The organism is Trinickia fusca, from assembly GCF_003628145.1.
Classification (GTDB): domain Bacteria; phylum Pseudomonadota; class Gammaproteobacteria; order Burkholderiales; family Burkholderiaceae; genus Trinickia; species Trinickia fusca.
In genome coordinates this window covers 44,091-67,992 of record NZ_RBZV01000006.1, presented here as the reverse complement: position 1 = coordinate 67,992, position 23,902 = coordinate 44,091, and the positions used below count along the sequence as shown (strand labels likewise).

The following is a 23,902-nucleotide window of genomic DNA, read 5'->3' as shown; positions in this document are numbered from 1 at the left end:
CAGCCCTGTCAATCTTGGCAGCTGGATAGACCGGCTACCCAAAAGTAAATTCTCCGCTTGACGGCGGAGCAGCCGGCAGCGCCCTCGTCCGAGCATAATGAACAACGGTTGTAGTCGGCCGACGCGATTCGCCACCCGCTCCACGAACGAGAACAGGGCATCCCCGACGTGGCAACCGATCGCAGCCCTCCTCTGGCGAAGCCCGGCCGCCCCGGCGCAACGCGCTCTCATGAGGCCGCGGCTGCCCGAGCGCCGGAGCGGCCCACCACCGCGGCGCCGGAAGCGGTCGGTCGATTGACGGCGATGGGCGGCGGCCGCTACACGAGCAGCGTCATTCAGCGCCGCGAGCCATCGTCCCCATTGCCAGGCAGCCTCGGCTCCAGCCACGAACCGGGCGATGCCCCTACACCAGCGGTTCCATCCCCCGGCACGGGACTTCCTGAACCGCTCAAGGCTGGAATCGAACGCCTGTCCAGCGTGGCCATGCACGACGTCAGCGTCCATTACCGCTCGTCGAGGCCCGCTGCGTTGCGCGCGCTAGCCTACACTCGGGGCCTCGACATTTACCTCGGGCCAGGCCAGGAACGGCATTTGCCGCACGAGGCCTGGCACGTCGTGCAGCAAAAGCGCGGAGAAGTCGAACCCGAGCGCTTCGTCGGCCGCACGGGATTGAATGCGAGCCCGGCGCTGGAGGCAGACGCTGAGCGCATGGGAACACGAGCGCAGCGATTGCCTGCTGGCGTATCAGCTCAGCAGCCGATCCCGCAGAATCTGCACCAGGCTGCATGCAGCCCCGGGGTCGTTCAAGCATTCGGCAACGCGCAATTCGACGCCTTCAAAGCCCTCCTCCAGACTGAACCGGACAACACGTCGAGCGCCGAGCTCGCGGAACGCTCGTCGGAGAAGTTCGGCCAGCTCGCTTACATCGTGAACGCGATTCTGTCGTATAGCGAGGTGGAGAAGATTCCAGACGTCGTCAAAGCGATCACCGAAGGGTTGAGTCCCGGCGATGTGGCCCGTGTCGCCTTGGTGTTCGGGATCAACGCGCCGGAATCCGCGCAAGGCGACCTCGACAAAGCCATCGCCCAAGCGCGACAACTGATCGCCGGGACGCCGTTCGCGATCGCCATCGTGCGCTCGACATTCAGCGGCAACTTCCCTTACGGGGACATGCGCAATCAGGTCCTGCACAGCGATGAAACACGCGATCTGACGCGATACTTCACGTCGCAAGGCTACCACCCCTACGTGTCCATCCAGGACTTCGACACCGGCTCAAGGGCGGCCGGAACCGATGAGGGGCGGCACATCTTCCATGTCCTCGACGAGACGCTGTCCGGTATCGGGTCCGGCGCGCAGCAGATGGATGACGATACCGAGCCGATGCCGCCGGATCGACCGCTCATGATCGCCGGAGGCTACCGTCCGCAACCGCAAGAGAAGCTCGTCAAGGACGTGATGGCTCGTGTCAGCGAGAGCGACAAGGGGGCGATCGGCAAGAAAATCGAAGATCAGGCGCTCGCCGGTTTTTCCGAGACCATCGCGAAGGACATGCGGTTTCGCGATATGTACGCGCGGCTGGACCCGCTGCTGCCCTACGCGCCTGAGCCGAACCTCTTCATCGATGCGACGGCCGCTGCGCGGCCGAGCCCGGTTTCCGGAGAGCCTCTGGAGTTCGGAGACAACGGCGCCGAATACACGCTCTTGGCCAAACGGCTTGCGCAATACGCCGCCGATGAACTTGAGCAGTACTACGGAGGTGTGTTGAGCAGGATGATCGAAGAGATCCAAACTGCGCAGGGGCGCCCGCTGACCAACGAAGAAGCGGAAGACGTGCGCGCCGACGCCCTCGCGCAGTTGCTCGTCGATGCACAGAACAACCGGCATCCTCAGCGCAACGTCTCGTTTCTGACGGACTTTCAGAACCTGACTGTCGGCACAGACCTCTCTCGTCTCGCACACGACGCGTTGCGGGGCAAGGCATCGCAGGATCACACCGGTTTGACGAACGTCATCATCAATCGCACGTTCAACGAGCGCTCAGACAAGAGCGGGACGAAACTCGCCACCATCCGCGATCGATTTCCCAAGGCCACCAAGGCCGAGCAGGAGGAGTACGGACGCAGGTTCATCCATGGCAGCGGGTATGAAGCGTTCGAGATGGAATCCCAAAACTACTTCAAGAAGCACAACACGATGTTGGGGGGCTTAAAGCGTCAGCGGTTGAGCCAAGCGCTATCCATACCGTTTAGCGGAGCCGGAAGTTTCAGCGGCAGCTATTTCGGCGTCGATCCGGCACAAAAGACCTTTTTCACGCATCAGGTCGCGATCCAAGGTGCGCGGATAGGCCCCGAACAATTGCATGAAAGCGTGCTTGCCGAGGCGCGCAGAATCCACGCCGACGAGGCGTTCATGATCGGATATGCGGACGGTACCGACGACAACTGTCTGCTGATCTCGGTCTTCAAGGCTGCGGGACTGCAACTGAACGCAAGCGAAGCCCAGCAATTGCGCACGCAATTGGTCGAGGAACGGCTTTGCGCTCCGGTCGGCTATCTGGACCTGAACAATCCGGCGCTGGCCGCGCGTTTGCTGGAGTTGTTGCGCCAGCGAACGGGCGAGTCGTTCACGCTGTATAGCGTGCATGAGGTCCCTGCTTCGCAAGGCTCCACCGCTTACGGCGTAACGCCCGTCGCAGGCGACGAGGGGAACCTTCGCAAGATCTACGTCTTTTTCGCGGGTGTGCATTTCAGTCCAGCTTTCCCACGCTCCCCGGATATGCGCAACAAATAAAAAACGACGGGCACGATATCCGACCTGGAATGACCTGTCATGCTCGACATTAAAATATCATGGTGAGGTCAAAAGCACTTGAATTCCTCATCATCTATTTATATCGTTGATCAGCAGCGGCATGCTGCTCCTCGCGCCGCATGCAAAATCGCTAAAAAAATAAGGCGACAGGTTGAGGCGTGAGTGAAGCATGAGAATCCACTCGATGGAGTAATGTTCAACCGTTTCATTGAAAGGGATTTTTCAATCATGGCTAATGAAGATGTCAAGTATCAACATGTGACGTTCAATGTCACCAATGCTCAGGCTGGCCAGACGATCTGGATCGAACTGCAACAGCAGACGCCGCAAGTCGCGTTTAGCACCGGTCCGAATTTCGAAAGCTCTGGCGGCGTTCAAGTTAGCCTATCCGGCGGTGGCAATCTTCCGCTCACCAGCTTCAACGCCAACGCGCGGGAAGTGAAAGTCAACACGCAGAGCAGTGGTGGTGGCGGCAGCGCGCTGCAATTCTCGGTGGATCTGTATCTGGTTGCACAACTCAATACGCAGATGTTCTCGCTTCGCTCGCGTTCGGACCCAGGTGTGCAAATTACGGCTAAAGTCGGCAATGCGCAGCCTTTGGTCGTCAATCAAAACTTCACGCCGTTCTACTGGAATCCGCAATAACGCCTGGTTTCCAATATTTGCTTCACGTTTATGTGGCCGGATGCGCGCCAACGGCGAAATCCGGCCGACCGAGAGCACTGCGGAGGCTAGCTATGGAATATACCATTGCGTTCACTTTCACGGCCGACAACGAGAACGACACGTTAAATGCGCAGTTGAATTTGTCCGGCGACAACTTAATTTCCCTGTTGCACAACCAGTCTATTCAGATCCAGTCGCCGTACCCCCCGGAGCCCAGCGCGCCGCTCGTTTCCCTTGAGGTCAAGCCGCAATCGATTTCCATGCTGGCCGGACAAAATCAGTCGGGCAATCCTCAATCCGTGAAACTAGTCGTGCCGATCAAGCCCGGCGGGTCGGCGCTCACGGGCAATTTCCCGTTCAGTGGGGTCCAGGTCAGATTGCGATACCAATTCATCGGTTACTCCAGTTCCGGCAACATCGCCGTCGGCGATTTCTCGATCCCGTTTCCGAGCTGATCGGAGCAGGCATGACACCCAAGGACGATCGCTTTGCCAAGGACGCCAGAAACGGCGATGCCCAGATTGCGGCATCGCCCGTGACCGCCAATGCCCCGCCGCCGCCGCCAATTCTTGGCGTGGACGTCGAGGCGGTCATGCAGTCCATCAAGAAGGAGCGCGACGCGCTCTCGAGCGACGACCAGCAGTTCCTCGACGCGCATCTGATCGCGAACGCGAGCCATGCGCTCAATGAGCGGATCTTTCGCGAGGTCCGGACGCTCAAGCCTCTGACGCTCACGTTCGCCAACCTGCGCGCCAACAGCAAGGCGTTCCTGACCTTGCAGGCCGACCAGGAGGCGATGTGGAGCGACGGCAGCGAGGGAGACCATCTCGTGGGGCTCTCCGTCGCGAGCCGGATCGACCCGGTGCTCTACGTGAGCAATTTCCTCATCAATGCGCGCGAAATGTATTTCCAGACGTACAACGATGCGCAAGAGATTCAAGTCTCCCTCTACCTGCGCACCGACCAACCTAGTGTCCGCGGTCGCGTCGATCTGCCGCCAGGCGCAAGCGTCACGTTGGAATCGAACAACGATCGCAGCACGGTGATCGGGATGAGCTCGTTCGCGATCGAGCTCGGCTGACCCGATCGCCCACCCTCAAAGGGACGCAGATGACTACCGAATCGCCTTCGGCGCAGGAAGGCCCCGCCGCGCCAGCCGCATTGCCGAACCCCGTTGCCGCGTCAAACTCGGGCGCACAAGTTGGCGCACAAGTGGGCGGCGAGACCGAGATCTGGAAGCTGCTTCCGGTCACCCTGCAATTCGCGAACGTGGCGGCGAACAGCAACCTCAACTTCACCTTCACGACGGTTGGTGTCTCGTGGTCGCTAGGCGCACGCTCGGGCGACAGCGTGGGCTTCTCGTACAACGTCACGCCATCGAGCACCACGGGCGATTCATGCATTCGGCAAATCGAATTCAACAATGCCGTGATGACGATCCGCACCGGCTCCGCCGTTCAAACGAGCACGCAGGCCGGCTATTCGTTCACGCTGACGCTGTTCCTGCGCGTACGCCCCGGTGTCGACTACGTGCAAGGCTATTGCACGCTCAACAACGAGGCCGTCGTGCTGGCGACGATCGGCTCGCAAGGCGCCGTGCAGTGGCGCAACGGCCGCATCAGCGCCGTGCTCAACGAGCACGAACTCAACTATCGTCCCGTCAGCTTCACGGTCAAGGGCGCGCGGCCGGGCAACCAGATCGACGTGATCGTCAGCGCGAAGCGGGGGCTCGGCAAGGTCAACTGGTCGCTCGGCCCGGACTTCGCCGAATCGAACGGCGTCACGCTCGCGAGTCAGCAAGGGCAGATCCCGCTCACCTTGGTTTCCTATGGCGTGGATACCCTGTCTTTCGTCACGTCGCAGCCATCCGGGAGCGGTGCGAGCATCAATGGGTCGCAAACACTCGAGTTCTTTCTGAACGCCTATATCACCTGGGTGCCGCACGATCTGAACTACATCTATCTGAGAACGACCTGCAACAGCGACATTTCCGTGCTGGCGCAGGTCAACAACCGGCAGCCGCAGATCGTCAGTCAAACCGACACCGTGTTCACGCTCTGATGAGTCAACCCGACATCGACGGCGGCCAGGTCCTGCGCGCGGTCAGCGAGTCGCTGCGCCGGATGATCCGGCATCACATCCCCGAGCTCGAGCCGGAGTCGGCCGTCGTGTTCGATTCGCCGGGCGAGATAGAGAGTCAGGACGAAACGAAGCTCTCGCTCTATCTTTACCAGACCGAAATCAACCCGTATCTGCGCAATTCGCCACCCGCCCTGACGCGTCGCGCGGCCACCCATCTAGAGGGCACCGCGCTAGTCGTCGTGCCGCCGCCTCTCGTGGTCGATCTGATCTATCTGATGGTGCCGTATGCGCGATCCGCCGAGCTGGAGCTCGTGCTCGTGGACAAGCTGATCCAGCTCTTTCACGACGTGGGCGCCATCTCGGGTGAATGGCTGAGCCCCGTACTCAAGACAAGCGGCAACGACGCAATCCAGATCGTGCCGGAGTACGACACGAGCGAGCGGTTGCGCAACATCTGGGCCGGCTTCCCGAACAAGACGTACAAGCTGACGAAGCTGTACACGGTGTCGCCCGTGCGCATTCCGGCGGCGTTTGCCATGCGAACCGACATGATTACGCAAACGCACTCCACCTATCGGGACATGCCATGAGGCTTTGTGCGGTCGTGCAACTGATCGACGGATTCAGCCAGGCGCCCGCGGAGGACGTCCATCCGCGCTTTCTTCTCAATCAGGAGCCGTACCGGCCTCAGGCGAAACCGCAAGGCTTTTACGCGTTCAGCGAGCTCGCTGACGGCGACTACCGGCTCACGACGATCGCGCTGCCGTTTTTTCCTCGGGAGGTCGATTTCAAGGTGCCGCTCTCCCTGCCGCTCGCCGAAGCGATCGTGCCTTGCGTGCTCGAACCGAGCCCGCTGTATCCGTTCCCCGCAGGCACCACGCTGATTCGAGGACAAGTGGTGTCGGCCGCGACGCACGCGCCGCTGGCCGGGGTGACGGTTCAGGCGAGCTATCAAAACTGGCGTGGTGATCCTCGCCAGGCTACGACGCGGACCTCCGATTTCGGGCAGTACAACGGACGCTATGCGCTCGCGCCACGCGGCAGGCTCGCGCCACGCACGGAGGTGACGTTGACGTTCAGCAAGACCGACTACGCGACCGCGCAAACGCAGCTCGTGCTGGAAGCAGGAACCACGCAGCTCGTCAATATCGAATTGGACTTGGACTAACCGTTGGGGACACGACCTTGGCGACCACCTACAAGCATCCCGGCATCTACATCGAGGAAGTGCCGAGCGCTCGCACCATCCAGGGCGCGTCGACCTCGACGGCGGTGTTCATCGGGGTCACCGAATTCGGCCCCACCCAGCTGCCGACGCTCATCACGAGCTGGAACGCCTATGTGCGGCAGTTCGGCGCTTTGGTCTGGAACGGCATGGCGTCGTGGGCCGTGTACGAATTCTTCAGCGAAGGCGGCATGGTCTGCTACGTCGTGAACGTTGCGCCTTCGAACACGAACGGCAAGGCCGCCACGGCCACATCCGGCTCGATCACGATCACCGCCGTGACGCCCGGCACGTGGGGCAACACGCTCGCCTTCACGATCAGCAACGCGAGCGGCCCTGACAACGAAGTCTCGCAAGTCTTCAATCTGAGTGTCGTCGTCGATCCGGCGAAGCTCAGCGGGGTCAACTCCACCTCGACCGTCGCGACGCTGCAAGCCTACATCTTGCAAAACAACTTGCAGCCGCAGCAGATCAACGGCAAGGCGTACTACGTGCTCGAAAGTTTCAACGGCTACACCGCGTCGAACATGAGCACGGCCCTGCCGTCGGCGATCAACACGAATTCGATGTTCGTGCGCTGCTCGGTACCCCAGAACGCCAATTCGCGGCCGCCGAACGCCGCCGTGTCGCTCACGAGCGGCACGTCGGTGACCTGGAATTTCGACGCCGCTACCAAGACGCTCCTCACCGTGCAGGGCATCAGCCTGCTCGCGATGCCCGACACCGTCAACATCACCGATACGAACGGCACGCTGAGCCCGTTGCTGCAGGCGACGGCTATCAATAGCGCCCTGCTCTTCTGCGCCAGTGTGCCGATGCGCAATCTCTTCTATGTCTGCGATCCGCCGTTCAATCAGACCGTTCAGGAAGTGACGACTTTCAAGGACGGCGGGTCGGCCAACAGCGGCAGCACGCCCGCGCCGGCGATCACCTCGACCTATGGCGCGCTCTATTACCCCTGGGTCTGGATCAACAATCCGATCACGGGCACGAACGTGCCGATCCCGCCGTCCGGCCCGTCGCTGGGCCGCTACGCCTATACGGATTCGAACGTCGGCGTCTGGAAATCGCCGGCCGGCGTCAACGATGGAATGCTGGCCTCGGTCGTGGCGGTGCAGACTCCCCTCTCCGACGCGGACCAGGACATACTCAATCCCGACGGCATCAACGCGATCCGCAACTTCATCGGCTACGGCAACGTCATCTGGGGCGCGCGCACGCTGGCCGCGCAGGGCAGCGAATGGACCTACGTGAGCGTGCGGCGCCTGTTCATCTACGTCGAGCAGAGCCTCAAGCAGAGTCTCCAATGGGTGGTGTTCGAGCCGAACGATCAGCAGACGTGGGCCGCGGTGACGCGTGACATCACGGCCTTTCTGACCACGCTTTGGCAGGCGGGCGGGCTGTTCGGCTCGACGGCGGCGGAGGCATTCTTCGTGACCTGCGACGCCTCGAACAACCCGCCCGAGACGCGCGCGCTCGGGCAACTCTACATCGACGTGGGGCTGGCCCCCGTGTATCCGGCCGAGTTCGTCATCATCCGCCTGACGCAGAAAGTCGCCGGCCCGGATTCCGGCTCCTGACTGCCGCGCTTGAACAGGGAACGAGACCATGGCGACACAGCTTACCAACCCGTACCGCGGCTTTCGCTTTCAGGTGGAGATCGCCGGCATTCAGGTGGCGTCGTTTTCCGAGGCGACGATACCGGACAGTACCGTCGAAACCGTCGAATACAGGGAAGGCACCGACCCGGTCTACAAACGCTCGTTCTCGGGCCTGACGAGCTACGGCAAGCTCACGCTCAAGAAAGGCCTGACCGATTCGATGGATCTCTACAACTGGTACCTGTTCGTCTCTCAGCAAGGCTCGACAGCCAAGGGAGCGCAGAAGAACGTCTCGCTGATCCTGCTCGACCCGAGCGGCGCGGCGAAAGCGCGCTGGAACGTCATCAACGCGTGGCCGAGCAAGTACGAGAGCACCGGGCTCAATGCGAGCACGAGCGACGTGATGGTCGAAACATTTGAGTTGACGATCGAATACATGAACCGCGTGTCCTAACCAGAGTCCGCCATGAACGCCATCAGTACCGAATTCGAATTCACTCTTCCGATCGGCTTTCGCGACGCCGAGGGCACCTTGCACAGGGGCGGCCGGATGCGCCTCGCCACGGCCGGCGACGAAATCCTTCCGCTGAAGGACCATCGCGTGCAGGGCAACCCGGGCTATCTGCCGGTGATCGTGCTGTCCCGCGTGATCGTGCAGCTAGGCACGCTCGAGATGGTCAACACCAAGGTGATCGAGGATCTCTTCACGGCCGATTTCGCCTATCTGCAGAACCTGTACAACGAGATCAACCAGGTCGACGGCGACGGCGACGACAACGTCGTGGCCCTGCCGGGAGCCCTGGCGGCGGGAAAGCTCGCCTCCCTGTAGTACCGGATCAGCTCTACGAAGAGATTGCGTTCATCGCCTATCACTTTCACTGGTCCTACGGGGAGATTCTCGCCATGGAGCACGCCGAACGTCGCCGCTGGTGCGACGAGATCAGCAAGATCAACCAGACGATGAACAGCGACGAGCGGCCGAAGAGCCTTCACCTGGGAGCCTGATATGCGCGCCGGTCGCGGCGGCTCGGCGAGGACGAGTTCGCCGGTCAATCCGTTCATGTCGTACAACTTCTGCGTCGAGGTGCAGGGCCTCCTCGTCGGCGGGTTCACGTCGGTCGAGGGGCTGGAATCGAAGAACGAGGTGCTCACGATACGCCAGGGCGGCGTCAACGACGTCGAATACAAGCTGCCTGGTCAGGTGACCTACACCGATCTCGTCTTGAAGGCCGGCATCACGTCGCACGATTCGATGTGGCTCTGGTACCAGTCGGCGATGAACGGCGCGGTCAAGCGGCAAAACGGCTCGATCTATCTGCTCGACGACCAGGGCAACATTACCTCGACCTGGAACTTCTATAACGCCTGGCCGGTCGCGTGGGTGGGCCCGAGCCTCGACGCCAGCCAGAACCTGGTTGCCACGCAGAGCTTCACGCTCGCCCATGAGGGGATCTGGAAGCGCGCCAACGGAGGGGCGTTTTGATGCGAGTGGGCTTGCCTCGTCCCGCCCTCCTCGGCGATCGCCCCGGCATGCGGCTGTCGTGCGCAGTCGGCACGCAGCGCATGGCGGGCCGCGGATTGGCGCTGGTCGGCTCGCGCATCGGTGGCGCCGTAGCCAACGACGCATTGCCGTTCGCGTTCCTGTCGGCCGTGCGCCCAACCGCGCCGCTCCATGTGCACCGCTCCGTCACGCTGCATTTTCATCAGCGCCATGTGCTGCAGCAGTTCATGCACCGTCTCATGTTGCGCATTGAGCAACGCGAGCGGCATGAGCGGCGCGACAGGCGGCAACGCGCCATCCCACGCATGCGCAACGAAGCATCCGCCTCGCCACGCGACGTGCCGCGCGCCGCCGAAAAGCACGTCATGCAGACGCTGATCGCCATGCTCGGGGAGCGTGCCGGCACCGGCACGAACCTCGATCAGCCGTTGTGGATGCGGCCGTTCGTCGAGGATTGGCGCGCCACGCGGCGCGTGCTCCGGCAGCTCAAGGGCGCGCGCCCGGTTTCGGCCGCCGCCGCACCGGTGCGCATGACCGTCGTGCAGCTCGGCCGCTACGGCGCGGACGTTCCCGCCCTGCCCTCGCTCGCTTATCGGCAGTCGGCGCACGCGCGTCGAGTCAGTGTCGAGCGCGAGATCGAACGGATCGAACATACCGTGCAGACCAAGGTCGTTCGAGAAATCCTCCAGCAGCGACAGAGCCAGCAGCAGCTGCGCACGGCCGTCGCCGACGCGCTGCTTTCGCCGAAGCTCGTGCAATCGCTCGCGCGTCAAATCCATGCGACGCTCGAAGTGCGTGCGAGCGTCGAGCGCTACCGCAAGGGAGCGCGCTGATGCTCGAAATGGCCAAAATCGTCGTGCAGAAAACGGGCGAGCAGATTCCCGTCATGTACAACCCGACCGAGCTGTCGTTGAACAAGACGGTCGTGCTGCTCGGGCAAGGCTCGAACATCCAGTTCCAGCGCGTCGAGGACGACGACCTGACCGTCTCGCTCTTTTTCGACACCTACGAGCAACAGATCGACGTGCGCACGAAGACCGACAAGATCGCCGCGCTCACGCAGCCGACCGTCGGCACGGCCGACCGCCGCGAGCCGCCCGTCGTCGTCTTCACCTGGGCCGGGCCGCTCTTCACGGGCATGATCAGCAAGCTCGACCAGAAGTTCACGATGTTCCTGCGCTCGGGTATCCCCGTGCGCGCCGAGCTGTCGGTGACGTTCAAGCGCGTGTTGACGCCCGAGGAGGACCAGCACGACCAGGGCAAATTCAACTGCCGCCAGCTCTGGCTGGTACGCGAGAACGACCGCCTTTACATGATCGCCCAGAAAACGCTCGGGAGTCCGGATCAATGGCGCCTCATCGCGCAGACGAACGGCATCTACAACGTGCTCGACTTCCCGACGCGCGAGGACGTCGGCAGGACGCTCGTCATCATCGACACGCACGGCGAAACCTTCAACGAGGTCGGCAATGTCTAGCGTGCAAACCGGCGGCTTTCGCATCCTGAAGAACCGGCAGGCGCTGCCGACCTCGGTGATCGCGGCGATCCAGCGCGTGGACGTCGAAAACGAGATCAACGTGCCGACGATGTTCAGCTTCAAGCTGAACATCGTCTCGGCCGTGGGCGCCTGGCAGGACGTCAATCTCGACATCTTCAAGCCGGGCGACGAAGTCGCCGTGTTTCTCGGCATCGACGAACTCACCCAGCTCGTCAACGGGGAAATCACGGCGATCGAACCGCATTTCTCCGCCTACTCGACGGCCACGATTCGCGGCTTCGACCGGATGTACTGGCTCAAATTCGGCACGCGGACGCGGACCTATCAAAAGCTGTCGGACAGCGCCATCGTCGCCGAAGTCGCGCGCAACGCGGGGCTGTCGGTGAAGCTCTCGGGCAACACGGGCGTCATCAACGATTACGTGCTGCAAAACAATCTGACCGACTACGACTTCCTGATGCTGCGCTGCGCCCAGATCAATTACGAACTGCTGATGGACGGCACGACGCTCGTCTTTCGGCCGTCCGCCGAGGGCGCGAGCCCGCAAAGAACGCTCAACTTCCCGCTCGATGCGAGCGACGTGCAACTCGCGATGCGCGTGCCGACGCTCGGCAAGCAAGTCACCGTGACCGGTTACGACGTCGCGTCGAACAAGGTGCTCACCGCCCTCACCTCGTCCGGCACGGCGCAGGACAAGATGGGTGGCAAGGAGACGGGCTACGAGCTGACACAGAATTTCCCCGATTCTTCGGTCCGCTACGAGCGGCCGAACATCAGCACGCCCGAAGCGTTGCAGAAGGTTTCTGCCGCGCAGTACCAGCGCAACCTGGGCCAATTCATCGAGGGCAGCACGAGCGTGCTCGGCGACCCGAACCTCGTCGCCGGCGCGAACGTGAAGCTGACAGGCCTGAGCCAGCGCTTCAACGGCATCTATTACGTCACGTCGAGCACGCACAGCTTCGACCTCGACGAGGGCTACCGTACCGAACTCAAGCTCAGGAGGACCGGGATATGAATCCGGCCGAAGCCTTCTCGCTCGACAGTCTGGCGCTCGGCGTGACGCTCGGCACCGTCAGCGGCACGGAAGATCCGGCGGGCCTCGGCCGGGTCAAGGTGAAGTTCGTCCTGAAGGGGGCGCAGATCGAATCGGACTGGCTGCAGGTGATGAGCTTCTTCGCGGGCCCCGCCTATGGCGCGTTCTTTCTGCCGCAAGTCGGCGACTCCGCCCTGCTCGCGTTTGCCGACGGCGACGCGAGCCGAGCCTATGTGCTCGGCTTTCTCTGGAACGGAGCGCAAAAACCGCCCGTGGACAAAGCGCAGCAGCAGGACGTGCGCGTCATCAAGACGAAGAGCGGCAAGACGATCATGTTCGACGATTCGCAACAGGGCAAAGGCGGCATTGTGATCGTCGACAACCACCGGAACCGCATCCAGATCGACACCGCGAGCAACAAGATTTCGATCAGCAGCGAAGGCGACCTCGACATCGAGGCGAAGGGCAAGCTCACGATCCGCGGCGCGCAGGTGATCGTGCAAAACACGTCGGGCAGCGTCAAGGCCTCGCTGTCGGGCGCCGCGATGCAGGTGCAAGGCGGCCAGAGCCTGAAGCTTTCGGCCACGATGATCGACTTGAACTGAACGAAACGGAGGGGGGATGGGGCAACCCGCAGCCAAACAGGGCGACAGCATCGTCAACGCCGCAGACATTCATATCGTGCTGGTGCCGAGCCCGGGCGGCCCGGTGCCGACGCCGCAGCCGTTTCCGTTCAACGGCCGCATCACGATGAACACGAGCCTGAACGTGCGCATCAACGGGCGGCCCGCCGCGACGGTCGGCTCGATGGGCCAGAACGTGCCGCCGCACATCCCAACGACGGGCACCTTCCAGATACCGCCGACCAACCTCGGGCGCGTCGTGTTCGGCAGCCTGACGGTACGCATCAACGGCCGTGGCGCGGCGCGCATGAACGATATCTGCGAAACCTGCCACGACATTCCGCCTGGCGGCCCGCAGGCACCACCGCCGACGGTGCAGGTGATCGGCCTCGCCAACGTCACGATCGGATAGCGACGATGGCGACGACGACAATGAGCGGCTCGGCGTCGAGCCGGCTCACGAATACGAGTGATTTTCTCGGCGAGGGCTGGTCCTTTCCCGTCACCGCGCGAGCCGGCCGCGTGCTGCTCTCGGCCGACGCGGAAAACATCCGCCAGGCCGTGCGGCTCATCCTGCAGACCGCGCCGGGCGAGCGCGTGATGTTGCCGGAGTTCGGTTGCCGGATCAACGAGCTCGTCTTCGCTGCCGGCAATGCGACGGCCGTGAGCCTCGCTCAGCTCTATGTGACCCAGGCGCTGAATCGTTGGGAGCCGCGCATCCAGCTCATCACCGTCGGCGCTGCGATTGCGCCTCGGGAGCGGCAGTGTCTCGTCGTCACGGTCGACTACGTCATCCGCGAGCGCAATCAGCCGGACAACCTCGTCTACCCCTTCTTTCTCAAGTAAGCAAGGAACCGAAGATGAACGAAGCGATGCTCGTCGCGAGGCTTGCCGAACTCAAGGCCAATTACGAGGCCGGGCAGATGCAGCTGCAACGACTCGACGCGCAGCAGCGCGAGTTGCAGCATACGTTGCTGCGCCTGAGCGGCGCGATCCAGCTACTCGAGGAAATGCGCGAAGAGCTGCGCGAGGTGCCTTCCGCGACCGCGCGGGAAGGCGTTCGCGCTTAAGTCACATGGCACCCGTGCAGCCGTCCGGAACGAACCCGGCCGAGCCGATCCTCGACTTCCGCACCGCTGACGACTTCTATCAGCAGGCGCTCACGCTCGCCCAGACCTACACGCCTGATTGGGCCGCCTACTGGCCGGCCGTGCTGAACCAGCCCGTCGCCGAGCAAGACCCGGCGGCGGCCGCCGCCGCGATCGATCAGGACCCGGGCCTCGTGCTCCTGAAACTGTTCGCGCAAATGGCCGGCTACACGGCCGGCATCGAAAACCAGATTCCCTATCAGCGGCGGCAAGCGTTCTTCCAGTTCCTCGCGATACCGCTGCGGCCGCCGCTCGCCGCGCAGGCGCCGCTTCGCTTCACGCTCGCGGCGGGCGAGCCGCCGCAGCTCGTGCCGGCACAGAGCGCGGTGCTCGACGAAGCGGCGCAGGACATCCGCTTCCAGACGCAGGCCGACTTGCTCGTCCTGCCGGCTCAACTCGCTGCGGCCATGACGATCGTGCCGGCGCAGGATCAATACATCGACGCGATGCCTGTGCTGGGGCCGGCAGCGGCTGGTGCGCCGGCCACGGCGAGCGTGCCGGTCTTCGTCGCCGACGGGATGGTGGACCCGTCGGAGCAGCCACTCGGCCATTGGTTCATGATGGGCGACGCCGAGCTCTTCAAGCCCGATCCGGCGCTGCAATACCTGCGAATCACGCTCTACGGCAAGCAGCTATACAGCGAGTATTTCGGGCAATGGTTCGACGGTGCCCTGCGCCCGCTCGCCGTGCAACTGACGCCCTCGGACGACGCGCGGCAGCTCGACATCACGTTCCAGCAAATGCCCGTTGCGCCGCCGCAGACGATCGACTCGCTCGTCCAGGCCATCTACGCACAGGAAGATCCGGGCGCGGCCTTCACGGCCCCGACCGAGGGCGCCTCCGATCAGGCGCCGGCGTACTGGTTGCTCTCGAAGCCGAGCCCGCAGGTGAAGGTGCTGTCCTCCCTCGTCGAGCAATTGCCCGTCATCACGGGGCTGCAGTGCACCACGCGTGGCGAAGGCATTCAGCCGCAGCAGGCTGCGTTCAACGTCGTCCTGCTCGACATCGCGAATGGCGCTTATCCGTTCGGGGAAACCCCGCAAACGAACGACGCCTTCTACGTCCGCAGCGACAGCGTGTTCTCGCGGCCGGGCGCACGCGTATCCCTCGTGTTCGATCTCGTGCCCGTGGCCGTGCAATATCCGGTCGTCCTCTACTGGCAGTTCTGGGATGGCAAGGGGTGGCAGTCGTTCAACGAAACGCTTGCGCAGGCCAGCCGGTATCAATTCGTCGATACGACGCACAACCTCCAAGGCAATGCGGCCGACGGGCCCACCTGGATTCAGTTCGAGTGCCCCGTCATGGCGGAGACGACCATCGCGGGTGCCACGGGGCTCTGGATTCGCGCGATGATCGCCGAGGGCGGCTACGGCCAGTCGGGCGGCTTCGTGACGACGAGCGTGGCCGAGACGATCGACGGTATTCCCGACGCGATCCTGCACCCCGAGCAAAAGCAGCAGGTCATCACCTACCTGAACGACGTCGAAGGCGTGAACTTCTCGTATCACTTCAACGAGGCCCAGTTTTATCCGCCCTATATCCGGTCGCTGCAAATCGCCTACAGCTACGCGGCGCGGCCGACCCGCTACTGGACTTACAACGCGTTCGAGTTGAGCCGTTTTCTCTATCTGCCGTACCAGCCCGTCGATGCGGTCCTGACCGGCTTTTATTTCGCGTTCGCCCCGGACGGCTTCGGTGCCCATGCGCCCGGCAACCGAATCGCCTTGTATTTCTACCTGCAGCAGGAAGAGGCGGCGCCGGGCGGCAAGCTCGACTGGCAATACTACGATGGCGGGAACTGGCAGCCGCTTTCCGTCGACGATGGCACGCACGGGCTCGCCCGTTCCGGCATCGTCAGCTTCATCGTGCCCGCCACGATGCGAGCGGCTTCGCTCTACTCGGAGACGGGCTACTGGTTCCGCATCGACAACGCACACGTGAACCGCACGATCCGTCTCCTTGGCCTTTACCCGAACACGGTGATGGGCCGCAACGTCACCACCGTGAACGACGAAGTGCTCGGCTCCAGCAATGGCCAGCCGAGTCAGTCCTTCACGCTCTCCCGCACGCCTGCCCTGCCCGACGTCGATTTGCGCGTGATCGAGAACGTGCCCCTCGAAGCCGATACGCTCGCGGCGCTCGATGCCGTGCCGCTCGCGGAAGCGTCTACGGGTTCGGAGGGAATCGGCATACGATGGCGTCAGGTCGACACCTTCTCGCTCTGCGGCCCGACCGACCGCGTCTATACGCTCGATTGCGAGAACGGCCTCGTGACCTTCGGCGATGGTTACAACGGCATGATTCCGATGGTCGGCTACAACAACATCGTCGCCGCGTACTACGACTACACGCAGGGGCTGGCCGGCAACGTCGGGGCCGGCCGGCTGACGCTGTTGCGGCCCGGCATCACGAACATCGAGGCGGTGACGAATCCGGCGCCGGCGCTCGGCGGCGTGGGCGGCGATACGGCCGAGAGCATTGCCGTCACGAGCCCCGCGCTCGTGAAGTCGAACGGCTATGCCGTCGATATCGGCGACTTCAGTGCGCTCGCGGCCGAGGCAAGTCAGCAGGTTGCTCGAGCACGCGCCATCGAAACGCCCGGGCAGACGATCTGCATCGCCCTGCTCGCGAAGAGTACCGTGCCCGTTCCCTACACGACGCCCGAGGTCCTGACCCGCGTGCGCGATGCCGTGTGCGCCAGGTGCCTTGCGCCGCTCGCGCCGCGTGTCGCGACCGTCGCCCCCGATTTCGTCCCGATCGATGTGACGGCGCAGTTGACCGTCGCTTGCGCTCCCGATCGGATCAACGCGCTCGAGGAAGATCTCGTTGCGCAACTGGAGGCGTTCTTTCAGCCGGTGTTCGGCGGCCCAGGCGGCGACGGCTGGCCTTTCGGACAGCCGGTTCTGGCGATGACCGTTAGCCGGTTCCTGCGCGATCTGCCGCAAGTCCAGGCCGTGAGCTCGCTTTCGCTGAACGGCACGCAAAACGGCAATGTCGCGCTGTTGCCGCTGCAATTGCCGGTGGCCGGACAGATGTCGCTGCTGCTCTATCCGGAGGCGGCGCCATGACGTTCGAATTGCCCGATCTCGATACGACGACCTACGACGAGATCGTCGCCGGCCTGATTCGGCGCATCCCGCAGTACACGAATCTCTGGACCGACTACAACGCCACCGACCCTGGCATCACGCTACTCCAGCTGCTCGCCTGGATCGACGAGTCGCTGCACTATCAGGCCAACCAGATCCCGACGCTGACCGACCTGAACTTCCTGCGCTGGGTGCTCGGCCTCGCGTTCAGCAGCAACCGGACGGCCTATAGCGATGCCGCCGTGACGAACTACGATTTCGCCTTTCTCGCGCTGCGCGCCGTGCTCGCCGAAATCGAGCAAGGCGCGCCGACGACCAAGGCCGACTTGCAGCGCGCGGTGCTGCTGTACCTGGAGCAGCCGTATCTTGCCTTGACGCTCGCCAATGTCGAGGCAGTGGCCATGCAAGCCAACGCGATGATCGAAGCTCAGTACGAGCGGCAAAAGCAACAGCAGACATCTTCGTCGACACCGGTGCCCGAGCCGCTGTACGTGCAGCGCGCCGATGCCCAGATGCGCGGGGAAGCCAGCATCGCATACATCCTCAGCAACGCACCTTGGCAATATCAGTACCCGCCGTACCCGAACCGCCAGCAGGTCACGAATTCCGTCGGCACGATGCGCCGCCTTCTGCTCTTGCAGCCGCAGAACCAGAGCGAACAGGAAGCGACGCTGCTGCGCCAAGTGCGTTTCTATCTGCAATCACGCGTGATCGCCGGCAGTGCGGTGCGTGTGGAGCCTGCGCAACTGACCGCGATCGACCTGACGATGACGATACGGTGTAGCCCGAACACGTCGATGTCCGTCACAGTCGACGCGCTCGTCACGGCGCTCTACGGGTACCTGTTGCCTGCGGCGGGGCCCGGTGGTCAAGGCTGGCGCTACGGGGAGGCGCCCAACGCCGACGATCTCATGCATATCGTGCTGAGCGTGCCGGGTGTCGCCGCGCTGGAGCGCTTCGAGTACACGTACGTCCCGACCATCGTGCTGGCCGAGATGGCGCAGCTCGGCGCCAATACGCTGCTCGCGGCGCTGCCGAACGGCCGCACCGCGATGCGTTACGTGGGGCTGCCGCAGTTGCGATGCCTCGACATCACCGCCACGAACGGAGCCGCATGAGCACGCCGACGACGCCCAAGCCTTCGAGCTATCTGCGCTACCTGCCGGCTGTCTACAGCGGGCCGGATTCGGCATTCGTCGGCAACTATCTGAACATCTTCGAGAAGCTCCTGACGAGCGACGACGATGCGCTGAACGGGCGACGCGGCATTCAGGCGCTGCTCGCGGCCGGCGTCATCGGCAACCTCTTCTATCCGCGCCTCTCGTTCCTGTTCGAGCCGAGCAACACCGAGTTCATTCCGCCGATCTCGGGCTTGGAGCCGGACAAGGAAACGCAGATCCTCGCCGATCTCGACAGTTATATCGGCGTGCCCGTGCCGGTGAATCCCACCACGAAGTTCTCGGGCAGCCCGCAAGCGAGCGCGACGCCCAAGAGCGCGACGCAAGCGTGGCTCGACGGCCTGCTCGATTGGCTCGGCGGATGGGTGAACCTGACGCCGGACAGTCAATGGAGCATCGACAAGAAGCGCATGGTCATCGCGCAAGTACTCGCGCTCTACCGGCTGCGCGGCACACCGCAAGGCTTGAACTTTCTCATCAATCTGCTCTTCGATCTGCCGAGGCAAATCACGGGCATTGCGTATCAGCCGCCGCAGCGTGGCCAAAAGGCGAGCACCGTTCCGATCACGGGCTCGATGACGGTGACGGTCAGCAACCCGACGCCGCCCTGCATCGGCGTCAGTGACAAAGTCGCCAGCGCGTTCATCCTGCACGAACAGTATCAAAGTGGCCAACCGGTGGTGTCCGGCTATTTCCCGTGGCGCTTCGACGTGTTGATCACGCTGCCCAATGCCGCCAACCCGGACTTCATCCTGACGCGAGACAACGTGCAGGAAATCCTGACGCTGCAGAAGAACCTGCAGCAGCTGCTCGCCGTCATCAAGCCGGCTGCCACGCGCTTCACGATCGGCATCCTGCCGAGCATGCAGCTTCCGGTGACGCACACGCCGCTCTGCAGTTCCGCCACGCTCGGCAACAACACGCTGCTCGGGCTGAGCGGCAAATCGACAAGCAACTAGCCAGGGACACGAGCCGATGAGCGACACCACGCCGATTCCATCCGATGTCGCGGTACGCCTGAACTATCACGACGGCATGTTCCTGACGGCACAGAACATGACCGTCGAGCAGAACTATTTTTCGAATTGGATCAAGTACCAGAACCGGTATCTCTACACGCCGGGCGTGCTGAGCGGCCTGGTCGTCACGTTGCAGGGCAATGCGTTGATCGTCGCGTCGGGCGCCGGTTTCGACGAGAACGGCGACTTCCTGATCTTTCCCGGCACGAGCGGCAACATGATGGGACCGGCGAGCAACTTCGGCAATCCGTACGGCCTTTACCTCGCGTATCCGCTCACCGGTAACACGACGAGCGACTACGTGGACGAAGCCGCCGTTTTGCAAAACGGCTATCTTTCCCCCTCCCTGCCCAACGCCATCCTCCTCGCGGAGGTCCAGCTCGACCCCACCAACGACGGCGTCATCCAGAGCTTCACCGATAAACGCGTCGGCGTGACGAGCCGGCTGCCGGTCACGCTCGATACACAGCCGGCTGCCGCATCGGCCCCAGTCCCGAACCTGAACGGCGCGCTGGCGGGCACCGTGACGGCCGACACGAGCGCGTTGTCGAGGCCCGGCGACAGCGTCTCGCTCACGGTCCCCTACCGGGCCGACCGCGCGCAGGCGTTCAGCGTGCCACCGACCGTCAACGTGACGGTGCTCGGCAGGACGCCTTACGCAGTCAACGTCAGCGAGGTCGGCACCGCGCAATTCACGCTGGGCCTGACGGCCGTGCAGACGCGTACCGATACCACGCCGACCACGCAGGTGAGCTGGCTGGTCTTGCCCGCATCGTCCACGTTCTAACGCGCCGAGCTCTCATGAACAAGCCCTCGATCGAGCGCCCGCACTACTTCTCCGGCGAAGCCCTGCTGACGGCGGACTTCATCTGCGAGCAGCAGTACCACATGGCCATCCAGAGTCTGAACAACCGGAGCCTCTATACGTACGGCATCGCGAGAGGGTTGGACGTCTACTGGAACTCCGCGGCGAATGCCAATCAGGTCGAGGTCCGCCCGGGCATGGCGCTCGATAGCCTCGGCCGGCAAATCATCCTGCTCGAGCCACGCGTGGTGAATCTCGACGACATCGTGAATGGCGCGACCTATTTCCTGACGATCCGCTACAACCAGGTCTTCTCCGACTATACGGACCAGACCGGCGTGGCGGGCTACAAACGCATCGTCGAGGAGCCGCTGATCGATTACGTTCGCAATCTGCGCGAGCCGGGCCTGAACATCGTGCTCGCGGCGATCACCTTCTCCAACCAGGGGACGATCGACCAGCTGACCTATCGCAGTGGCAGCGCCTCGCGTCGCTACGTGAGCTCGACGCTCGGCGCGCTCACGCTCGTGACCGAAGGCGCCGGTATTTACGGCAACCGGGTGCCCGGCCCGTCGGCCAGTCTTCTAGATGCGAACGACCGCAGGCGCTTCCCGAGCCTGCAAGCGAAGCAGGAAATCGGCAGCCAAGAGACCTATCTCGAAGTCGATGCGTCGCGCAGCCAGTTCATGGGCCTCGTGACCACGCGCAACAACGTGGGAATCGGCACGGATCAGCCGCTCGCCAATCTGAATATCGAGGCGATCACGTTCAAGGGGACGGGCGCGATCACGTCCCAAAGCAATGAAGTGACGTTCTCGCAACCGGTCACGCCGTTCTTCCAGGCCGGCGACGTGCTGATCTCCGATCCGCCCGTCACCACCACGGCGAGCGGTGTCATGACGTTCGGGTCCTCGCAGCGGCGCACGATCGTCGCGGCCGACGCCGCCAAGCAGCGCGTGACGGTGGATCGCGCGTTCGATCCGGCATTGCAAGGCATCAGCTACACCTATATTCGCTCGACGCTCGCGCGTTTCAGCGCGTCCGCGGATACGAGCCTTTTCGCCGTCAGCATCGACGGCACCGTCGGTATCGGCATGCCCGCGTCCGTGAATTCGGGCGACGGCACGCAAGGGCGCAGCGCGTTGATGATCACGCCCGATCGCTGTGTCGGCATCGCGCTCACCGATCGCGCGCCGTCTGCCGCGCTCGACGTGAATGGCGCGATTCGCGCCGACGAGATCGCAGTGGCCGGACAGATCGTCGCGCAGGGCAAGATTCAGGCGCAGAGCTTCGAAGGCAACGGCTCGAAGCTGCAAGGACTGCCGATTCTCAGCTACTGGACGCGCGAAACGGTCGGCACGCCGATGAGCAACCTGTATTACGCGGATGGCAACGTAGGCATCCGCGACACGCATCCGATCGCCGCGCTCTCCGTCGGCGGCGGTCAGGCGTTCATCGGCAAGGGGGTGCTCAACTCGCTCTCGGAAAGCGTGCTCGAGGGGTATCAGACGGCGTTCCTCGATCAGGTGAGCGTCGGCGATGCGATCACGATCGGCATGCTCGTCGAGCAAATCGGCTTGATCGCCCAAATCGAGAGCGACACGTCGCTGACGCTTCAGGATCAGTTGCAGATCCCCGTCTGGAACTCGCCTTACCAATACCAGCCGTCGTCAGGCAGCAGCGACAAGAAACCGGGGGAAGGGGTCATCACCTCCAACGGCGTTCAGATCATCGGCACAGGCACCAGCTTCACGAAAACGCTCGCCGTGGGCGGCAAGATCTCGATCGCGCGGTTCGATCCCGCGACCTCGTACCCCCAGCAAAGCGCCGTCAAGACCGTGACGGACGACACGCACCTCACGCTGGCCGCGCCGTTCGCCCTCGACGTGACCGACTCCGCGTACCAGTACGTCAAGGGCGATGGCACCGCGGAGTCGGGCCCCGGCACGATCAGCTCGGTCGGCGTCAACGTGACGGGTGCCGGCACGAACTTCATGCTCTTCAAGGACGGCGGTTACAGCCTGATCGTGCCGGCGACCTCGCCGCTGCCGCCGACGATGCTCGTGAAGCAGGTCCAGAGCCAGACACGCCTCACGCTGATCCTGCCCGACGGCGGATCGGTGCCGGGGACCGCGCGGTTTTCCGCGGCGACGTCGGCTTACGTCGTGACGCCGTCGCTGCTGGTTTATGTCGCGGCCAACCGCGACGACGGCGTGCTGCCGCCGGGCACGCCTGTGCCGCCCGCGCTCATCGTGACGACCAACGAGCAGGAGACGGCGCCGAACACGGTGGCGATCAACGTTCCGCTCGACAGCATCCAGACGCAATACGCCCTACAGGTGGAAGGCGACGTGAACTTTTCCGATGCGACGCTGACCGTCGATCACTTGAAGCTGAAGACGCTCCTCGCCACCGAGAGCATCACGGTGGACAGCGACGGCACCGTCGACGAACTGCTCAACGCCCGTGCGTCGGACGGCACGACGCTCCTTACCGTGACGAATCAGAACGTGACGGTCGGGCCGGGCAGCGCGCCCTACGCGCTCGATGCAAAGGGCGTGATGCACGCGAGCGGCAATCTCGTCAGCGACGCCACACTGGTCGGCAAAGCGTTGCAGGCAGCGGGCACGCAAATCAACGCGGACGGCAGCGTGCAAATGATCGGCACGCGCCGCGCCTATAGCAACCAGGACCTCACCAACAACGGAACGTATTTCGAGCAGGTGGCGTCGACCGATGGCTACGTGATGGCGACAATCGGGCAGCCAACTTATACGGATGACTACGGCGGCACGCTGGCGGGGCAGACCTTCGACGGCGGCAGCCAGACGAGCTTCGTGTACGCAACGGGGGCCGCCTTCCATTTCAAGCCTGATCCCGGTAAGAAAGGCGGCGGGGCGACTGTCAAACTGCCCGTCCCGGGCTCGTTCACGATGCCTGTCAAAAAGAGCGAGAAGTGGACGTTGACGTTCACCGTGATCGTCGGCTCACCCAAGATCGAGTTCTACTGGATTCCGCTCGGTCCGCCGCCGACGACGTTCACGACCACCACCATGGCGGGGCCGGCGCCTGTGGCGTTGCCGGGCGGTGGCATGGCTTCGATACTCGAGCAGTCGCGCGCGGACCTCGCGAGCGGCCGTATCGGTGCGACCATGCAGGACAGCGCACGACAAGCGATCGCGCAGCGCATGGACGACCTCACCGACGTCCTCGGCAACGCCACGGGAATGAGCCAAGACGAGCAGGACCGGCAACGGTTCCGTCAGGAACTCGCCAAAGTCGTCTGTGCGCCCGAATCCGCGCCGCTGGCCATGACGTCGACCGAATTCGCGAGGAACGTCGAGAGTCTCGTCGACATGTTCGGACGCGTGACGGGGCACGACTTCACGGCGGAGCAACACGACCTCGTCGCGGCCGGTGTGCGCGCGCTGGTGCAGATCAATGAAAACGACGCGAACCGCCACGACCTCACCCTCATCAAGAACAACATCGATTTGTTCATCGACAACGTGCGGGAGGCTCTGCATCTGCAACTCGACACCCAACAGCGGCGTCTGCTGACACGGGCACTCGTGCGGATCGTCGGCGATGGCTCGCAAGGCGATCGCTGAAACCGGGGC

General features: G+C 63.3%; 23 protein-coding genes and 1 pseudogene. All 24 read left to right on the top strand.

Going from position 1 to position 23,902, the window contains the following annotated elements; translation table 11 throughout:
* Positions 1-168: 168 nt before the first annotated feature.
* The 24 genes and pseudogenes from D7S89_RS15865 (at position 169) to D7S89_RS27880 (ending at position 23,893) form a co-directional block, all read left to right on the top strand.
* Positions 169-2,793, top strand: a complete 2,625-nt coding sequence (locus D7S89_RS15865; RefSeq protein WP_220702161.1) for an eCIS core domain-containing protein — start codon at positions 169-171, stop codon at positions 2,791-2,793.
* Positions 2,794-3,006: 213 nt separating this feature from the next.
* The gene (locus D7S89_RS15860) at positions 3,007-3,459 is read left to right on the top strand and encodes a hypothetical protein (RefSeq protein WP_147426673.1); all 453 of its coding nucleotides are present in this window, start codon (positions 3,007-3,009) and stop codon (positions 3,457-3,459) included.
* Positions 3,460-3,551: 92 nt separating this feature from the next.
* Positions 3,552-3,935, top strand: coding sequence for a hypothetical protein (locus tag D7S89_RS15855; RefSeq protein WP_121278669.1), 384 nt, complete (start codon positions 3,552-3,554; stop codon positions 3,933-3,935).
* Positions 3,936-3,946: 11 nt separating this feature from the next.
* Entirely contained in the window at positions 3,947-4,561 is a 615-nt protein-coding gene (locus tag D7S89_RS15850) for a hypothetical protein (RefSeq protein WP_183085219.1), read from the top strand.
* 29 nt (positions 4,562-4,590) lie between these two features.
* Positions 4,591-5,541 (top strand): hypothetical protein, encoded by a 951-nt coding sequence (locus D7S89_RS15845; RefSeq protein WP_121278668.1) that lies wholly within the window; start codon positions 4,591-4,593, stop codon positions 5,539-5,541.
* Positions 5,541-6,152: a Pvc16 family protein gene (locus D7S89_RS15840; RefSeq protein ID WP_121278667.1), complete on the top strand. Its 612-nt coding sequence runs from the start codon at positions 5,541-5,543 to the stop codon at positions 6,150-6,152. Before D7S89_RS15845 ends, D7S89_RS15840 begins: the two co-directional genes overlap by 1 nt.
* Positions 6,149-6,730 carry a peptidase associated/transthyretin-like domain-containing protein gene (locus D7S89_RS15835; RefSeq protein ID WP_121278666.1) on the top strand — a complete coding sequence of 194 codons (582 nt, stop codon included), beginning with the start codon at positions 6,149-6,151 and terminating at the stop codon, positions 6,728-6,730. Before D7S89_RS15840 ends, D7S89_RS15835 begins: the two co-directional genes overlap by 4 nt.
* 17 nt (positions 6,731-6,747) lie before the next feature.
* Positions 6,748-8,367, top strand: coding sequence for a phage tail sheath family protein (locus D7S89_RS15830; protein ID WP_121278665.1), 1,620 nt, complete (start codon positions 6,748-6,750; stop codon positions 8,365-8,367).
* 28 nt (positions 8,368-8,395) lie between these two features.
* Positions 8,396-8,842: a phage tail protein gene (locus D7S89_RS15825; RefSeq protein ID WP_121278664.1), complete on the top strand. Its 447-nt coding sequence runs from the start codon at positions 8,396-8,398 to the stop codon at positions 8,840-8,842.
* A 12-nt stretch (positions 8,843-8,854) separates the two neighbouring features.
* Entirely contained in the window at positions 8,855-9,217 is a 363-nt protein-coding gene (locus D7S89_RS15820; protein ID WP_121278663.1) for a hypothetical protein, read from the top strand.
* Between the two features lie 14 nt (positions 9,218-9,231).
* Positions 9,232-9,393 (top strand): annotated as a pseudogene (locus D7S89_RS28235) (DUF6760 family protein); the annotation flags it as partial.
* Between the two features lies 1 nt (position 9,394).
* Entirely contained in the window at positions 9,395-9,871 is a 477-nt protein-coding gene (locus D7S89_RS15815) for a phage tail protein (RefSeq protein ID WP_121278662.1), read from the top strand.
* An 11-nt stretch (positions 9,872-9,882) separates the two neighbouring features.
* Positions 9,883-10,722, top strand: a complete 840-nt coding sequence (locus D7S89_RS15810) for a hypothetical protein (RefSeq protein WP_147426672.1) — start codon at positions 9,883-9,885, stop codon at positions 10,720-10,722.
* Positions 10,722-11,366, top strand: coding sequence for a CIS tube protein (locus tag D7S89_RS15805; RefSeq protein WP_121278660.1), 645 nt, complete (start codon positions 10,722-10,724; stop codon positions 11,364-11,366). The genes D7S89_RS15810 and D7S89_RS15805 overlap by 1 nt, the downstream gene beginning before the upstream one ends.
* On the top strand, positions 11,359-12,402 hold the full coding sequence (locus D7S89_RS15800) for a phage late control D family protein (RefSeq protein ID WP_121278659.1): 1,044 nt from the start codon (positions 11,359-11,361) through the stop codon (positions 12,400-12,402). The genes D7S89_RS15805 and D7S89_RS15800 overlap by 8 nt, the downstream gene beginning before the upstream one ends.
* A complete protein-coding gene (locus D7S89_RS15795; protein ID WP_121278658.1) occupies positions 12,399-13,025 on the top strand; it encodes a phage baseplate assembly protein V in 627 nt (208 codons plus the stop codon). The genes D7S89_RS15800 and D7S89_RS15795 overlap by 4 nt, the downstream gene beginning before the upstream one ends.
* Positions 13,026-13,041: 16 nt before the next feature.
* Positions 13,042-13,455 (top strand): PAAR domain-containing protein, encoded by a 414-nt coding sequence (locus D7S89_RS15790; protein WP_121278657.1) that lies wholly within the window; start codon positions 13,042-13,044, stop codon positions 13,453-13,455.
* 5 nt (positions 13,456-13,460) lie between these two features.
* Complete coding sequence (locus D7S89_RS15785) at positions 13,461-13,889, top strand: GPW/gp25 family protein (RefSeq protein ID WP_245982958.1); 429 nt, start codon at positions 13,461-13,463, stop codon at positions 13,887-13,889.
* Positions 13,890-13,903: 14 nt separating this feature from the next.
* A complete protein-coding gene (locus tag D7S89_RS15780) occupies positions 13,904-14,113 on the top strand; it encodes a hypothetical protein (protein ID WP_121278656.1) in 210 nt (69 codons plus the stop codon).
* Between the two features lie 5 nt (positions 14,114-14,118).
* Positions 14,119-17,259 (top strand): baseplate J/gp47 family protein, encoded by a 3,141-nt coding sequence (locus D7S89_RS15775; RefSeq protein ID WP_121278655.1) that lies wholly within the window; start codon positions 14,119-14,121, stop codon positions 17,257-17,259.
* On the top strand, positions 17,256-18,398 hold the full coding sequence (locus D7S89_RS15770; protein WP_121278654.1) for a hypothetical protein: 1,143 nt from the start codon (positions 17,256-17,258) through the stop codon (positions 18,396-18,398). Before D7S89_RS15775 ends, D7S89_RS15770 begins: the two co-directional genes overlap by 4 nt.
* On the top strand, positions 18,395-19,417 hold the full coding sequence (locus tag D7S89_RS15765) for a phage tail protein (protein WP_121278653.1): 1,023 nt from the start codon (positions 18,395-18,397) through the stop codon (positions 19,415-19,417). Before D7S89_RS15770 ends, D7S89_RS15765 begins: the two co-directional genes overlap by 4 nt.
* Before the next feature lie 16 nt (positions 19,418-19,433).
* The gene (locus D7S89_RS15760; RefSeq protein ID WP_121278652.1) at positions 19,434-20,264 is read left to right on the top strand and encodes a hypothetical protein; all 831 of its coding nucleotides are present in this window, start codon (positions 19,434-19,436) and stop codon (positions 20,262-20,264) included.
* 14 nt (positions 20,265-20,278) lie between these two features.
* Positions 20,279-23,893 (top strand): hypothetical protein, encoded by a 3,615-nt coding sequence (locus D7S89_RS27880; RefSeq protein ID WP_245982956.1) that lies wholly within the window; start codon positions 20,279-20,281, stop codon positions 23,891-23,893.
* Positions 23,894-23,902: the final 9 nt, after the last annotated feature.

Bases quoted from the DNA above. Each gene is read 5' to 3' on its own strand.
- D7S89_RS15760 (WP_121278652.1), top strand. From the start codon at position 19,434: ATGAGCGACACCACGCCGATTCCATCCGATGTCGCGGTACGCCTGAAC.
- D7S89_RS15795 (WP_121278658.1), top strand. From the start codon at position 12,399: ATGAATCCGGCCGAAGCCTTCTCGCTCGACAGTCTGGCGCTCGGCGTG.
- D7S89_RS15825 (WP_121278664.1), top strand. From the start codon at position 8,396: ATGGCGACACAGCTTACCAACCCGTACCGCGGCTTTCGCTTTCAGGTG.
- D7S89_RS15800 (WP_121278659.1), top strand. From the start codon at position 11,359: ATGTCTAGCGTGCAAACCGGCGGCTTTCGCATCCTGAAGAACCGGCAG.
- D7S89_RS15860 (WP_147426673.1), top strand. From the start codon at position 3,007: ATGTTCAACCGTTTCATTGAAAGGGATTTTTCAATCATGGCTAATGAA.
- D7S89_RS15840 (WP_121278667.1), top strand. From the start codon at position 5,541: ATGAGTCAACCCGACATCGACGGCGGCCAGGTCCTGCGCGCGGTCAGC.
- D7S89_RS27880 (WP_245982956.1), top strand. From the start codon at position 20,279: ATGAACAAGCCCTCGATCGAGCGCCCGCACTACTTCTCCGGCGAAGCC.
- D7S89_RS15850 (WP_183085219.1), top strand. From the start codon at position 3,947: ATGACACCCAAGGACGATCGCTTTGCCAAGGACGCCAGAAACGGCGAT.
- D7S89_RS15775 (WP_121278655.1), top strand. From the start codon at position 14,119: ATGGCACCCGTGCAGCCGTCCGGAACGAACCCGGCCGAGCCGATCCTC.
- D7S89_RS15770 (WP_121278654.1), top strand. From the start codon at position 17,256: ATGACGTTCGAATTGCCCGATCTCGATACGACGACCTACGACGAGATC.
- D7S89_RS15855 (WP_121278669.1), top strand. From the start codon at position 3,552: ATGGAATATACCATTGCGTTCACTTTCACGGCCGACAACGAGAACGAC.
- D7S89_RS15815 (WP_121278662.1), top strand. From the start codon at position 9,395: ATGCGCGCCGGTCGCGGCGGCTCGGCGAGGACGAGTTCGCCGGTCAAT.
- D7S89_RS15820 (WP_121278663.1), top strand. From the start codon at position 8,855: ATGAACGCCATCAGTACCGAATTCGAATTCACTCTTCCGATCGGCTTT.
- D7S89_RS15845 (WP_121278668.1), top strand. From the start codon at position 4,591: ATGACTACCGAATCGCCTTCGGCGCAGGAAGGCCCCGCCGCGCCAGCC.
- D7S89_RS15790 (WP_121278657.1), top strand. From the start codon at position 13,042: ATGGGGCAACCCGCAGCCAAACAGGGCGACAGCATCGTCAACGCCGCA.
- D7S89_RS15785 (WP_245982958.1), top strand. From the start codon at position 13,461: ATGGCGACGACGACAATGAGCGGCTCGGCGTCGAGCCGGCTCACGAAT.
- D7S89_RS15835 (WP_121278666.1), top strand. From the start codon at position 6,149: ATGAGGCTTTGTGCGGTCGTGCAACTGATCGACGGATTCAGCCAGGCG.
- D7S89_RS15805 (WP_121278660.1), top strand. From the start codon at position 10,722: ATGCTCGAAATGGCCAAAATCGTCGTGCAGAAAACGGGCGAGCAGATT.
- D7S89_RS15765 (WP_121278653.1), top strand. From the start codon at position 18,395: ATGAGCACGCCGACGACGCCCAAGCCTTCGAGCTATCTGCGCTACCTG.
- D7S89_RS15780 (WP_121278656.1), top strand. From the start codon at position 13,904: ATGAACGAAGCGATGCTCGTCGCGAGGCTTGCCGAACTCAAGGCCAAT.